This window comes from Pandoraea sp. CB10b_02, assembly GCF_002216225.1.
Taxonomy (GTDB): domain Bacteria; phylum Pseudomonadota; class Gammaproteobacteria; order Burkholderiales; family Burkholderiaceae; genus Pandoraea; species Pandoraea nosoerga.
Genome location: NZ_NJGW02000003.1, coordinates 194164 through 207704 on the forward strand (window position 1 = coordinate 194164; position 13541 = coordinate 207704).

Annotated in this window: 12 protein-coding genes; 8 read left to right on the plus strand and 4 right to left on the minus strand. The window is 65.4% G+C overall.

The window, feature by feature from the left end; all coding sequences use genetic code 11:
- The first annotated feature begins 164 nt into the window (after positions 1-164).
- The 7 genes from CDN36_RS04335 to dut all read left to right on the plus strand — a co-directional run bounded on the left by CDN36_RS04335 (position 165) and on the right by dut (position 8842).
- Complete coding sequence (locus CDN36_RS04335; RefSeq protein ID WP_150556742.1) at positions 165-1157, plus strand: bifunctional riboflavin kinase/FAD synthetase; 993 nt, start codon at positions 165-167, stop codon at positions 1155-1157.
- Positions 1158-1303: 146 nt separating this feature from the next.
- Positions 1304-4141: an isoleucine--tRNA ligase gene (ileS, locus tag CDN36_RS04340; protein ID WP_287496068.1), complete on the plus strand. Its 2838-nt coding sequence runs from the start codon at positions 1304-1306 to the stop codon at positions 4139-4141.
- Positions 4141-4689, plus strand: a complete 549-nt coding sequence (gene lspA, locus CDN36_RS04345) for a signal peptidase II (protein WP_150556740.1) — start codon at positions 4141-4143, stop codon at positions 4687-4689. Before ileS ends, lspA begins: the two co-directional genes overlap by 1 nt.
- Before the next feature lie 124 nt (positions 4690-4813).
- Positions 4814-6025 carry a bifunctional phosphopantothenoylcysteine decarboxylase/phosphopantothenate--cysteine ligase CoaBC gene (coaBC, locus tag CDN36_RS04350; protein WP_287496069.1) on the plus strand — a complete coding sequence of 404 codons (1212 nt, stop codon included), beginning with the start codon at positions 4814-4816 and terminating at the stop codon, positions 6023-6025.
- A gap of 40 nt (positions 6026-6065) precedes the next feature.
- The gene (locus CDN36_RS04355; protein WP_287496070.1) at positions 6066-7286 is read left to right on the plus strand and encodes an MFS transporter; all 1221 of its coding nucleotides are present in this window, start codon (positions 6066-6068) and stop codon (positions 7284-7286) included.
- A gap of 46 nt (positions 7287-7332) precedes the next feature.
- Positions 7333-8364, plus strand: coding sequence for an LLM class flavin-dependent oxidoreductase (locus CDN36_RS04360; protein WP_150556737.1), 1032 nt, complete (start codon positions 7333-7335; stop codon positions 8362-8364).
- Between the two features lie 31 nt (positions 8365-8395).
- Entirely contained in the window at positions 8396-8842 is a 447-nt protein-coding gene (gene dut / locus CDN36_RS04365; protein WP_150556736.1) for a dUTP diphosphatase, read from the plus strand.
- A 97-nt stretch (positions 8843-8939) separates the two neighbouring features.
- Here the strand turns inward: dut and clpA are convergent, their stop codons facing one another.
- Together clpA and clpS are read right to left on the minus strand one after the other, a co-directional pair.
- Positions 8940-11237, minus strand: coding sequence for an ATP-dependent Clp protease ATP-binding subunit ClpA (gene clpA / locus CDN36_RS04370; protein ID WP_150556735.1), 2298 nt, complete (start codon positions 11235-11237; stop codon positions 8940-8942).
- Positions 11234-11548, minus strand: a complete 315-nt coding sequence (gene clpS, locus CDN36_RS04375; RefSeq protein WP_150556734.1) for an ATP-dependent Clp protease adapter ClpS — start codon at positions 11546-11548, stop codon at positions 11234-11236. Before clpS ends, clpA begins: the two co-directional genes overlap by 4 nt.
- A gap of 441 nt (positions 11549-11989) precedes the next feature.
- On the opposite strand from clpS, the gene CDN36_RS04380 reads away from it, so the two are divergent.
- On the plus strand, positions 11990-12196 hold the full coding sequence (locus CDN36_RS04380; RefSeq protein ID WP_150556733.1) for a cold-shock protein: 207 nt from the start codon (positions 11990-11992) through the stop codon (positions 12194-12196).
- A 511-nt stretch (positions 12197-12707) separates the two neighbouring features.
- Here CDN36_RS04380 and CDN36_RS04385 read toward each other — a convergent pair.
- Together CDN36_RS04385 and CDN36_RS04390 are read right to left on the minus strand one after the other, a co-directional pair.
- Entirely contained in the window at positions 12708-13022 is a 315-nt protein-coding gene (locus CDN36_RS04385) for a non-heme iron oxygenase ferredoxin subunit (RefSeq protein ID WP_150556732.1), read from the minus strand.
- 32 nt (positions 13023-13054) lie between these two features.
- On the minus strand, positions 13055-13528 hold the full coding sequence (locus tag CDN36_RS04390; RefSeq protein ID WP_287496071.1) for an aromatic-ring-hydroxylating dioxygenase subunit beta: 474 nt from the start codon (positions 13526-13528) through the stop codon (positions 13055-13057).
- Between the last annotated feature and the right edge of the window lie 13 nt (positions 13529-13541).

The following is a 13541-nucleotide window of genomic DNA, read 5'->3' on the forward strand; positions in this document are numbered from 1 at the left end:
GCCCCGAAGCGTTTATAATTCAACGTTCTGCGGCGCCGCAATGTCGGATCGGCCGTCCTGCGCCACCGGGCCCGTCCCGCCGCCGCAGGCCGCCGGCCCCTCGCTGCCCGCCGCCCGGTTCCACCAACGCTCACTCAACGTCCTGTACTGACGCTTCCTTTATCGTGCGAGTCTTCCGGGGTCTACCCAACGCGCAAAGCAAAGCGCCCTGCGTGCTGACGATCGGCAATTTCGACGGCGTGCACCTGGGCCATCAGGCGCTGCTCGCGCGCGTGCGCGCCGCAGGGGCCGCGCGCGGCCTGCCGGTGTGCGTGATGACGTTCGAGCCGCATCCGCGCGAGTACTTCACGCCCGACAAGGCACCCGCGCGCATCTCGAACCTGCGTGACAAATTCGAGGCGCTGCGCGCGCACGGCGTCGACCGGCTGGTAGTGGAGCACTTCAACGCCCATTTCGCCGGCCAATCGCCCGAAGACTTCGTGCGCAACATCATCGTCGACGGCCTGCACACGCGCTGGCTGCTCGTGGGCGACGACTTCCGCTTCGGCGCCAAGCGCGCAGGCGACATCGAGTACCTGCGCGACGCGGGCCGGCGCTTCGACTTCGTCGTCGAGCAGATGCCGACCATCGCGCACGACGGCGTGCGCATCTCCAGCTCGGAAGTGCGCGCGGCGCTGGCCGACGGCAACTTCGAGCGCGCCCACGCGCTGCTGGGCCGCCCTTACGCGATCACGGGCCACGTGGTGCACGGTATGAAGCTGGGCCGCAAGCTCGGCTTCCCCACGCTGAACCTGCGCATCGCGCACAAGCACCCGGCCCTCTCGGGCATTTTCGTGGTGCAGGTGCACGGCCTGGCCGAGCGGGCGCTGCCGGCCGTGGCCAGCATGGGACTGCGCCCCACCGTGGACGACTCCGGGCGCGTGCTGCTCGAAGTGCATCTGCTCGATTTCGTCGGCGATTGCTACGGCAAGCTGGTGCGCGTGGAATTCCTGCAGAAACTGCGCGACGAAGCGAAATTCGACGGCCTGGCCGAACTCGAAGCCGCCATCGCGCAGGACACGCGCGAGGCGCGCGCCTACTTCGCCCATGCGCTCGACGCCAACGGTCCGAGCGCACGACGCGACTTCGCCACCTCGGCCACCGACCGAATTAGTTGATCTTCGCCCGCGTGCGCCGGCGCCCTGCGCCACGCGCGCGACCCGCCGCCTTCGGCCCTGGCCGCGGGCGCCGCACAAGAGCGCACGGCGAGACGGCCGGCGCGAGCGCCCCACACCCGATATTCCAAAATTCGTAGCGAAGCACCATGAGCGAAAAGAAAGCACCGAGCAAATATCCCGTCAACTTGCTGGACACGCCGTTCCCGATGCGCGGCGACCTGCCCAAGCGCGAGCCGCTGTGGGTCAAGCAATGGCAGGAAAAAAAGATCTACGACAAGATCCGCCGCGCGAGCAAGGGCCGCCCGAAGTTCATCCTGCACGACGGCCCGCCGTATGCGAACGGTGACATCCACATCGGCCACGCGGTCAACAAGATCCTCAAGGACATGATCGTCAAGGCGCGCAGCCTCGCGGGGTTCGACGCCGCTTACGTGCCGGGCTGGGACTGCCACGGCATGCCCATCGAAATCCAGATCGAGAAGCAGTTCGGCAAGCACCTGCCGGTGCGTGAAGTGCAGGAGAAGGCGCGCGCCTACGCGGCCGTGCAGATCGAGCGGCAGAAGGCGGACTTCCAGCGTCTGGGCGTGCTCGGTGACTGGGACAATCCGTACAAGACCATGAACTTCTCGAACGAAGCCGACGAGCTTCGTGCGCTCGCCAGGATCATGGAGAACGGCTATGTGTACCGCGGCCTGAAGCCGGTGAACTGGTGTTTCGACTGTGGCTCGGCACTGGCCGAAGCAGAGGTCGAATACAAGGACAAAACCGATCTGGCGATCGACGTGGGCTTCGCCTTCGCCGAGCCGGAGAAAGTGGCCGCGGCATTCGGTCTGTCCAGGCTCCCGCGCGAAGACGGCTACATCGTCATCTGGACGACCACGCCGTGGACCATCCCGTCCAACCAGGCGCTCAACGTCCATCCGGAAGTCGAATACGCGCTGGTCTCGACCGAGCGCGGCTTGCTGATCCTCGCGACCGAGCGTGTCGAAGCGTGCCTGAAGACCTACGGCCTGCATGGCGAGATCATCGCGCGCACGAAGGGCGAAGCACTCTCGCTCATCCGCTTTCGTCATCCGCTCGCCAAGGCCGATGCCGGCTACGATCGCACCTCGCCGATCTATCTGGGCGACTACGTGACAACCGATACCGGCACGGGCATCGTCCACTCGGCGCCGGCCTACGGCGTGGAAGACTTCCTGTCATGCAAGGCGCACGACATGCCTGACTCGGAGATCCGCATGCCCGTGCTCGGCGACGGCCGCTACCAGGACAGCCTGCCGCTGTTCGGCGGCCAGTCGATCTGGGACGCCAATCCGCACATCGTCGAAGCGCTGCGCGAAGCCGGCTCGCTGTTCCACTCGTTCAAGTACACGCACAGTTACATGCACTGCTGGCGCCACAAGACGCCGATCATCTATCGCGCGACGAACCAGTGGTTCGCGGGCATGGACGTGGCGCCGGCCGCCGGTGCGCCGGGTGGCGGCAAGACGCTGCGCGAGATCGCGCTGGCCGCCATCGAGGCGACCGAGTTCTTCCCGTCCTGGGGCAAGCAGCGCCTGCACAACATGATCGCGCACCGCCCGGACTGGACGCTCTCCCGCCAGCGCCAGTGGGGCGTGCCGATGGCGTTCTTCGTGCACAAGGAAACCGGCGCGCTGCATCCGCGCACGCCGGAGCTGCTCGAAGCCGTGGCCAAGCGCGTGGAAACCGAAGGCATCGAGGCCTGGCAGACGCTCGATCCGGTCGAACTGCTGGGCGATGAGGCCAGGGACTACGTGAAGAACCGCGACACGCTCGATGTTTGGTTCGACTCGGGCACGACGCACTGGCACGTGCTGCGCGGCTCGCACGCGCACGAGCTGGGCTTTCCCGCCGACCTGTACCTGGAAGGCTCGGACCAGCACCGCGGCTGGTTCCACTCGTCGCTGCTCACCGCCTCGATGCTCGACGGCCGCGCGCCGTACAAGGCGCTGCTCACGCACGGCTTTACCGTCGACGGCCAGGGCCGCAAGATGTCGAAGTCGGTCGGCAACACGATCGTGCCGCAGGAAGTCGCGGGCAAGCTCGGCGCCGAGATCATTCGCCTGTGGGTGGCATCGACCGACTACTCGGGCGAGCTGTCGATCTCCGACGAAATTCTCAAGCGCGTGGTTGAGAGCTATCGCCGCATCCGCAACACACTGCGCTTTTTGCTCGCGAACCTGGCCGACTACGACCACGCGAAGCACGCGCTGGCGCAGGACCAATGGCTGGAAATCGATCGCTACGCGGTGGCGCTGGCGCAGTCGCTGCAGACTGAAGTGCTGAGCCACTACGACCGCTACGAATTCCACCCGGTCGTGGCCAAGCTGCAGACATTCTGCTCGGAGGATCTCGGCGGCTTCTATCTCGACATCCTCAAGGACCGGCTGTACACGAGCGCACCAGACGCGCCGGCACGCCGCGCCGCACAGAACGCGCTGTATCACATCACGCACGGGCTGCTCAAGCTGATGTCGCCGTTCCTGTCGTTCACGGCGGAAGAAGCGTGGCAGGTGTTCCAGCCGGGCAACGACACGATCTTCACCGAGACGTTCTACACCTATCCGGAAGTCGCCGAAGGCACGCGTCTGCTCGAGAAGTGGCACCTGCTGCGCACGGTGCGCGGCGACGTGACCAAGGCGTTGGAAGAAGCGCGCGCCGCCGAGCAGATCGGCTCGTCGCTGCAGGCCGAGGTGGAGGTGCGCGTATCGGGTCGCAAGTTCGACGTGCTCGCCAGCCTCGGAGATGACCTGCGCTTCGTGCTGATCACCTCGGCCGCTTCGGTCACGCAGGTCGCGACCGAAGCCGAGGAAGGCGTGGTGGTCACGCCGTCGTCGCACCAGAAGTGCGAGCGCTGCTGGCACTACCGTGAAGACGTGGGCGCAGACGCCGCGCATCCGACCCTGTGCGGGCGCTGCGTGTCGAACCTGTTCGGCAGCGGCGAACACCGGAGCGCGGCATAATGGCGGGCAAAGCAGGCGCTCGTGCGGGCGCAAGGCGTAACGGCGGAAATGGCAGCGGGGCCCGCGGCAGCGCAGGCTTCGGTCTGGCGCCGTGGCTTGGCATTGCGGTCATTGCGATTCTGCTCGACCAGGTCACCAAGCTCACCATCCTGAAAACGTTTCAGTACGGCGAATTCCGTCCGCTGACATCGTTCTTCAATCTGGTGCTGGTGTACAACAAGGGCGCGGCCTTCAGCTTCCTGGCCGCGGCCGGCGGCTGGCAGCGCTGGTTCTTCACGCTGCTGGGCGTGGTGGCGGCCGCGGTGATCATCTGGCTGCTCAAGCGTCACCATGGTCAGAAGATGTTCTGCCTGTCGCTCTCGCTGATTCTCGGCGGCGCGCTGGGCAACGTGATCGATCGCGTGATCTACGGACATGTGGTCGACTTTCTCGACTTTCACGTCGGCGGCTGGCACTGGCCGGCGTTCAACGTGGCCGACTCGGCCATTTGCGTGGGCGCGGTGCTGCTGGTGATCGACGAGTTGCGACGCGTGCGGCGCGGCAAATAGCGCCGCCGCGGCAGGACTTGCGGCGCGCCGCGTGCGCGGTGCCACGGCACCGCACACGCGGCGATGCGCACACCGTCGCGGCGCCCCGGAGGCGCCGCGCGGCACTTTGGAGGAGCATTTTCCTATGGATCGCGGTGAACTTGCGGGCAAGACCATCGTTCTCGGCCTGACGGGCGGCATCGCCTGCTACAAGTCGGCAGAACTCACGCGTTTGCTCATCAAGGCCGGCGCGGCGGTACAGGTCGTCATGACCGATGCCGCCACGCAATTCATCACGCCGCTCACGATGCAGGCGCTCTCGGGCCGGCCCGTCTTCACCAGCCAGTGGGACAGCCGCATCGACAACAACATGGCGCACATCGATCTCTCGCGCGAGGCCGACGCCATCCTCATCGCCCCCGCCTCGACCGACTTTCTCGCCAAGCTCGCGCACGGCATGGCCGACGATCTGCTCTGCACGCTGTGCGTGGCGCGCGATTGCCCCTTGCTCGTCGCCCCGGCGATGAACCGTCAGATGTGGGCCAATCCGGCAACGCAACGCAACGCGGCCACGCTGCGCGGCGACGGCGTCACCCTCCTGGGCCCGGACAGCGGCGATCAGGCGTGCGGCGAAGTCGGCGACGGGCGCATGCTCGAACCCGAAGCGCTCTGCGAGGCGATGATCAGCTTCTTCCAGCCCAAGCGGCTGGCCGGCCGCCGCGTACTGATCACTGCCGGCCCGACGTTCGAGCCGATCGACCCGGTGCGCGGCCTGACCAACCTTTCGAGCGGCAAGATGGGCTTCGCCCTCGCGCGCGCGGCCGCACAGGCCGGCGCCGACGTGCATTTGGTGGCCGGGCCGACGTCGCTCGCCACGCCGTGGGGTGTGACGCGCAGCAACGTGCAGACCGCCCGGCAGATGTACGACGCCGTGATGGCCGACGCCGCACGCAACGACATCTTCATTGCCGTGGCCGCCGTTGCCGACTGGCGCGTGCGCGACGTGGCGCGCGAGAAGATCAAGAAGACCGGCGAGACCGACGTGCCGACCCTCGAGTTCGTGCAGAACCCCGACATCCTCGCGGCCGTGGCGCGGTTGCCAAAGCCGCCGTATTGCGTGGGTTTTGCGGCCGAATCGGGCGATCTGGAGAAGCACGGCGCGCAAAAGCGCGCCCGCAAGCAAATCCCGCTGCTCGTCGGCAACCTCGGACCGGCCACGTTCGGCCAGGACGACAACGAGGTCATGCTGTTCGACGACGCCGGCCAGAAACGCCTGCCGCGCGCCGACAAGCATGCGCTCGCGCGAAGCCTGATCATCGAGATCGCCGCCCGTCTTCCCTCGCGTGCGCCCCGCTGATCGACGCCTTCGGGCCGTCGCACACGATAACCATCACAACATGACGCAACCCTCCTCGCCCGTGCGGCCCGCCGTCAGTGTCTACGGGACACTGAGCATGCTCGCCGCGATCATGTTCTTCGGCTTCATGACGATCGGCATGCCCCTGCCCGTGCTGCCGGTGTACGTTCACGAGACGCTCGGCTACGGCTCGTTCGTGGTCGGCGTCACCATCGGTATCCAGTCGGTCGTCACGCTCGTCCTGCGCTCCTACGCCGGGCGTACCGTGGACACGCGCGGCCCGCGTCGCGCGGTGCTCACCGGCCTGTGCGGCTGCGGCGCGGCCGGTGTGCTCTATCTCGTAGCGTCGATCGTGCCGCAACCTGCGCTCGCGCTCGGCGTGCTCATCGCCGGGCGCGTGGTGCTCGGTTTCGGCGAAAGCCTCATCCTCACCGGCGGGATGTCCTGGGGCATTGGCCTCTTGGGCGCCGCGCACGCAAGCAAGGCGATTTCGTGGCAAGGCGTATCGATGTACACCGCGCTGGCCACCGGCGCGCCGTTGGGCGCGTATCTGCTGCAAGCGGCGGGCTTCACCGTGGTGTCGCTCGTCAACATCGTCCTGCCCGCCATTGCGTTCGCCATCGCGCTGCGCCTGCCGGCCGCGGCCCCCGTGGGCGGCAATCGCCTGCCGTTTTTCCGGGTGGTGGGCCTCGTATGGCGCCCGGGACTGGCGATGACGCTCGGGAGCATCGGCTACGCGGTCATTGCCGCGTTCATCACGCTGTACTACGCGAGCCATGGCTGGTCGGGCGCGGCATACGCACTCACGCTCTACAGCGCCTGCTTCATCGGCATGCGCGTCCTGCTCGCCCATGCGGTCGATCGCTTCGGTGGGCGCCGCGTCGCCATGTTCTCGCTCGTCTTCAGTGCGATCGGCCAGTTCCTGCTGTGGGGCGCCGTCAACCCGCACATGGCGCTCGCCGGCGCCGGCCTGACCGGCATCGGCTTCTCGCTGGTGTTCCCGGCGCTTGGCGTGGAGGCGCTGCGCTCGGTGCCGCCGCAGAACCGCGGGGCCGCACTGGCCGCCTATTCGGCGTTTTTCGATCTCGCGCTGGGCTTGATCGGCCCGATGGCCGGGCTGGTGGCAAATTACTTCGGCTACGCCTCGATCTTCCTGTGCGGTGCGCTCGGCGGCATCGTGGCGATCCTGATGATTGCGCGCCTGCCGCACGCAGCCCCCGGCAGCGTACCGGCGGAGTCATCCGCCGGCAGCGGCCACTGACACAACCCTGGGCCGGCGCCAACGCCGGCCGCCCGGAACCGACCTCATGGACCATCCCCGCGCCCCCATCAAGCTCTCGATCCTCGATCAGACGCCGGTAATCCACGGCCACAGCGTGGCCGACGCCATCGCCGCGACCGTCGAGCTCGCCCAGGCCGCCGACGACCTCGGCTATACGCGCTACTGGTGCGCCGAGCACCACGGGCTGCGCGGCGTGGCCAACCCGGCGCCCGAAGTGATGATCGCGCGTCTGGCGAGCGCGACGAAACGGCTGCGCGTGGGCTCGGGCGGCGTCATGCTGCCGTACTACAGCCCCTTCAAACTGGCCGAGCAGTTCCTGATGCTCGAGGCGCTGTTTCCGAACCGGATCGACCTCGGCGTGGGTCGCGCGCCCGGCGGCGACATGCGAACCGCACGCGCGGTCGCCAAGGGCCCTTACGACGCCGGCGAGCATTTCCCCCAGCAGGTCGCCGAGCTGGCCGGCCTCTTTGGCGATACGCTCGCCGACGATCATCCCTATCGGGGCGTACTGCTGCAACCTGCCGTCGACACGCGCCCCGAGCTGTGGGTGCTCGGCTCGAGCGAGTTCGGCGGCCTGCTCGCCGCGCAACTCGGACTGCGCTACTGCTTCGCGCACTTCATCAACGCCCATTACGGCCATCGCGTCGCGCAGGCCTATCGCGAACGCTTCGTGCCGGGTCAACTCGCCCGGCCCTATTGCGCCGTTGCGCTCTTCGTCATTTGCGCCGACACCGAGGCCGAAGCCGAGGCGCTCGAAGCCGGCGTCGACCTGCGTCGCGTGCAGATGGCATACGGCATGAACGAGCCGATTCCGAGCCTGGCCCAGGCAGCGCAGGCCAGGTCGCAGTACGGCGAGCGCGAGCGGTCCGTCATTGCCCGCGAGAAAGCCCGTAGTATCATCGGCACCCCGGAACGCGTGACCGAGCGCGTGCTGGAATTGCAGGCGCAGTTCGAGGCGGACGAGATCGTCGTGCTGACGGTGGCGGGCAGCTACCGTGCGCGCCTGCGCTCGCATGAACTGCTCGCGCAGGCGTTCTCGCTGCGCGCCGCCGACTGACCTTTTGATTGCATCGACCCAAGCCAACGCCATGAAACTCGACGTCAAGATTCTCGACGAACGCCTGCGCTCGCAGTTGCCCGCTTACGCCACGCCGGGCAGTGCCGGGCTGGACCTGCGCGCTTGCCTCGACGCCCCGCTGACCATCGAGGCGGGCCAGACCGTGCTCGTACCCACGGGGCTGGCCATTCACCTGGCCGACCCGGGCTACGCCGCGCTGATCCTGCCGCGCTCGGGCCTCGGGCACAAGCATGGCATCGTGCTGGGCAACCTCGTCGGGCTCATCGACTCGGACTACCAGGGGCAGCTGATGGTCTCGACATGGAACCGCGGCAACGAGCCGTTCGTGCTCAATCCGTTCGAGCGCCTCGCGCAACTCGTGATCGTACCGGTCGTGCAGGCGACACTGAACATCGTCGACGAATTCCCCGAGAGCGATCGGGGCGCGGGCGGCTTCGGCAGCACGGGCAAGCACTGACGGCTGCTCCATGCGGCGGCGCCGGCTGTCGCGAGCGTGCAAAAAGAAAAGCGCCGCATGAAGCGGCGCTTTTTTCTTTCCGGCCCGGCCCGGACGACTACTCGACTTCGGCGGCTTCCGGTTCGGCACGGGTATTGCCGTCCTCGGGGAAGGACAACTGCACCTGGTCGTGCTCGTCGAGATCGACCGTCACGCGACCGCCCGTGGTCAGCCGGCCAAACAGCAACTCGTCGGCCAGGGCGCGACGAATCGTGTCCTGGATGAGACGCTGCATCGGACGCGCGCCCATCAGCGGATCGAAGCCCTTCTTCGCGAGGAACGCGCGCAGCTTGTCGCTGAACACGACTTCCACCTTCTTCTCATGGAGCTGGTCTTCGAGCTGGATGAGGAACTTGTCGACCACGCGCAGGATGATCTGCTCGTCGAGCGGCTTGAAGCTGATGATCGCGTCCAGGCGGTTGCGGAACTCCGGCGTGAACATGCGCTTGATGTCGGCCATTTCGTCGCCGGCCTGGCGCTCGTTCGTGAACCCGATGCTCGCACGGTTGATCGTCTCGGCGCCCGCGTTCGTCGTCATGATGATGATGACGTTGCGGAAGTCCGCCTTGCGACCGTTGTTGTCCGTGAGCGTGCCGTGGTCCATGACCTGCAGCAGCACGTTGAAGATATCCGGGTGCGCCTTCTCGATTTCGTCGAGCAGCAGCACGCAGTGCGGCTTCTTCGTGATGGCTTCGGTGAGCAGGCCGCCCTGGTCGAAACCGACATATCCCGGCGGCGCGCCGATCAGCCGGCTTACCGCGTGACGCTCCATGTACTCCGACATGTCGAAGCGGATCAGCTCGATGCCGAGCGTGAACGCGAGCTGCTTGGCAACCTCGGTCTTGCCCACGCCCGTCGGGCCCGAGAACAGGAACGCGCCGATCGGCTTGTCCGTCTTGCCCAGTCCCGCGCGCGACATCTTGATCGCGGCGGCCAGCGCGTCGATGGCAGGGTCCTGCCCGAACACCACGCTCTTGAGGTCGCGATCGAGTGTCTGCAGCTTGCCGCGGTCGTCCGCCGACACGCTCTGCGCCGGAATGCGCGCGATCTTCGAGACGATCTCCTCGATCTCGCCCTTGCCGATCGTCTTCTTCTGCTTGGACTTCGGCAGGATTCGCTGCGCCGCGCCCGCCTCGTCGATCACGTCGATGGCCTTGTCAGGCAGATGGCGATCGGTGATGAACTTGGCGGACAGCTCGGCCGCGGCAGAGAGCGCGCTCGACGAGTACTTCACGCCGTGGTGCTCTTCGAAACGCGACTTCAGGCCGCGCAGGATCTGCACCGTCTGCTCGACGCTGGGCTCGTTCACGTCGATCTTCTGGAAGCGCCGCGACAGGGCTGCGTCCTTCTCGAAGATGCCGCGATACTCGGTAAAGGTCGTCGCGCCGATGCACTTGAGCTGGCCCGAGGAGAGCGCCGGCTTGAGCAGGTTCGAGGCGTCGAGCGTGCCGCCCGATGCGGCGCCCGCGCCGATCAGCGTATGAATCTCGTCGATGAACAGGATTGCGTTGCTGCGCTCCTTGAGCTCCTTGAGCACCGCCTTGAGGCGCTGCTCGAAATCGCCGCGATATTTGGTGCCGGCCAGCAGCGCGCCCATGTCCAGCGAGTAGACGGTGGCGTCCTGCAGGATCTCCGGCACTTCGCCGCGCGTCACGCGCCAGGCCAGGCCCTCGGCGATGGCCGTCTTGCCCACGCCGGCCTCGCCGACGAGCAGCGGGTTGTTCTTGCGGCGGCGGCACAGCACCTGCACCACGCGCTCGACCTCCGCCTCACGCCCGATGAGCGGATCGATCTTGCCGTCGCGCGCCATCTGATTGAGGTTCTGGGTGTACTGCGCGAGCGGGCTTTCCTTGGTGTTGGCGCCCTCTTCGCCCTCGGCGCTGCCCTCGCCGGCCTTGGCCGACTCGCCGGACGCACCGGTCTTGGTAATGCCGTGGGAGATGAAGTTGACGACGTCCAGCCGCGTCACGCCCTGCTGCTGCAGGTAGTAGACGGCGTGCGAATCCTTCTCGCCGAAGATGGCGACGAGCACGTTGGCGCCGGTCACTTCCTTCTTGCCGTTGGACGTGGACTGGACGTGCATGATCGCGCGCTGGATCACGCGCTGGAAGCCGAGCGTGGGCTGGGTGTCGACTTCGTCGCTGCCCGGCACGGTCGGCGTATTGTCCGCGATGAAGTTGCGCAGGTTCTGCCGCAAATCGTCGAGATTGGCCGCGCAGGCGCGCAGCACTTCCGCTGCAGTGGGGTTATCCAAGAGGGCGAGCAACAGGTGCTCGACCGTAATGAATTCATGTCGGGCCTGGCGCGCTTCCATAAACGCCATATGCAGGCTGACTTCCAATTCCTGGGCAATCATGCTTCCTCCATCACGCACTGCAGCGGGTGCCCGGACTGCCTTGCATGGCTAACAACTTGCTCAACTTTGGTCGCCGCGACGTCGCGCGTAAAGACCCCACAAACTCCCCTGCCCTCGCGGTGGACCTTGAGCATGATCTGCGTGGCAGATTCCCGGTCCTTATTGAAGTATTCCTGAATGATCATCACCACGAATTCCATCGGGGTGAAATCGTCGTTCAACAGTACCACCTTGTACATCGATGGCGGCTTGAGCTGCTGCTCCTGCCGCTCCTGTACGGTGTCGTCATGCGTTGTCGGTAAGGTTGCCATACGTGGATTCTAAACAACTCCCCGGGTGCAGGAAGCAATCGGAGCTTCATTGCCGCCTGCCGGCCGGTTCTCCACCGGTCAAGCCAACACTCGTCGATCTCCGCACAATATTGCCAGCATGGCGCTGCAGCCCCGGGCGCCGGGGTGCCACACCCATATGAGTCAGCTTAACCCAAATTTCAAGGGCGTGTCGCGGCACGCCTTATGCCTTCCGACATATAAGGGTAATACCTGATCGAACGCCACTTCTATCGTTCAAAAAGGGCTTGACACTATTGGCAGTTAGCGAAAACAATCATCGTGGCGCTTTTCCTCTATAAGCGTTTTAAAAGAAAAGATGCCTGGGTGAGCCTAAGAAGCCGCCGCCAGCCGGCGGGTTTTTCAGATGTGCTCGTTGTTGCGGTGATATGTAGTAGTCGTAATTGTTTAGGGGAAGTTTGTATGGCAACCGGTACGGTCAAATGGTTTAACGATGCCAAGGGTTTTGGTTTCATCACGCCGGATGAGGGTGGCGAGGATCTGTTCGCTCACTTCTCGGCGATCCAGATGAACGGCTTCAAGACCCTGAAGGAAGGTCAGAAGGTGACGTTCGACGTCGTCCAGGGCCCGAAGGGCAAGCAGGCGTCGAATATTCAGTCGCCGAGCTGACGTGACACGCTTCTGACGCATTGGAGACCCGGCCTCGGCCGGGTTTTTTATTGCGTCGCAACAAACCTCCCGGCGGGGAGGATTTTTTGGATCCGGTTTTGAATGCAAAAATGGCGCAACTTTCCGCTCTGGACGGGAAAATTTTCCGAATTCAATTGCATTAAATCCCTTATAAAATTCGATTCAACGCAATATTCCACTCCCTTATTAAAATAACGGTGTTCAATCCCGTGTTGCGGAAATCAATTACGCAATTACCCGAACCGCCTCGGTATTTCTACGCAGCGGGTCGACCGGTCGACACCAATACCTTCGCGCGTTAAACCCCGGAAAAGGAAAGACTTTTTATTGGTCCGGCGCGCCGCCGGCGCCCGCCCGCTCGCGGGTCGGAAGAATCGCATGATTCATTCCCGCAGCAAATGAACCGAATGATTCATCGCACAACGGGAGCCGGCGCGGCGAGCGGCGCCGGCGCATCGTGTCGTACAAATGCGACGGGCCGCCCTCCCTCTCACGCCAGGTCCACGTACACCTTGCCGCCCTCGATGCGGATCGGGTAAGCCCGCACCGGCTCCGTCAACGGCGCGCACAGGGCCGCCCCCGTGCGCACGTCGAACTTGCCCTGATGCAGCGGGCACTCGATCTCGTGCCCGTCGAGAAAGCCGTCGCACAGCCGGGCATTGCCGTGCGTACAGACGTTGTCGGTCGCAAAAATCTCGCCTTGCACGCCATACAGGGCGATGTCCCGGCCGCCCACGCTCACGCCGATTACGTCGTCCTCGGGGATGGCGTCGCGCGACGCCGCCTCAATCCAGTTGCCGCTCATGGTGTCCTCTCGTCGAATCGATCGGGGGCCGATCAGATGGGGTAGATCAGCGAGTTGGGGATCATCTCGCTGTCGAAGATGCACAGGCGCGAGGCGAACTTCAGCCCGTCGCCGGTGCGCTTGACGACGTCCAGGTAGCGCCCCACGGACAGAATGTCGGTGAGTTGATCGGGCTTCGTGCGAAATACGGCATAGTTCGCCTCTACATGCAGCGTGTCGCCGTCGATTTCCCGAACGGCGGGCAGCCCGATCACATGGCGCTGATAGTACGGGTCGTGAAACAGCGTGTCCCGGATCCCGTAGATGCGATCGCGCAGCATGCCCTTGCTCTCGAAAGACAGCGTGGCGAGCGGCAGGCCCATCTCGTGGTTCTCGCGCGGCTGAATACGGTAGACGCACTCGTCGAGGAAGAACTCGGGCCAGGCATCCCACTGTTGTGCGTCGAGCGCCGCCGCATAGGCGGCATTGAGTTCGACCACGGCCTGAAACGTTGCAAAATCGACCATCTCGCGAGCCTCC